Annotated in this window: 1 protein-coding gene; it reads right to left on the minus strand. The window is 59.0% G+C overall.

Annotated elements, in window-relative coordinates:
• A partial coding sequence (locus ACQRBT_RS28305) for an immunoglobulin-like domain-containing protein (protein ID WP_427851701.1) occupies positions 1-366 on the minus strand: 366 nt, incomplete at both ends.

Here is a 366-nt window from a genome sequence, read left to right on the forward strand (position 1 = left end):
GTCGCCTTTGTAGACGTCGTTCGGCGCCACGGTGGTGACGGTGCCGCTGGATTGGTTCACACCGATGGTGATGGTTTGGCCGTTATCCAGGGTGACGGTCAGTGGGTTGGTGATGTTGGTCACCGGTGCGCCGTTTTTATCCACAAGGCTGGCCGTGTAGACGATGTTGCCGCCTTCACCGACGGTGTTGGTGGCGGTCAGGACCACATCGACTTTGTCGATGGTGTCGTTGATGGTGGTAGTTGCACCGTTGCCTGCAACTTCCAATTTCTCGAAGTTGCCGCCGGTGGCGTCGGTGATCTTGACGGTCTGCGTGCTCTTGTCGATGAACACGTCATCGCTCGGCGCTGGGACGGTCACAGTGCC

The sequence above is a fragment of the Pseudomonas sp. R19M genome (assembly GCF_050312585.1).
GTDB lineage: Bacteria > Pseudomonadota > Gammaproteobacteria > Pseudomonadales > Pseudomonadaceae > Aquipseudomonas > Aquipseudomonas palleroniana.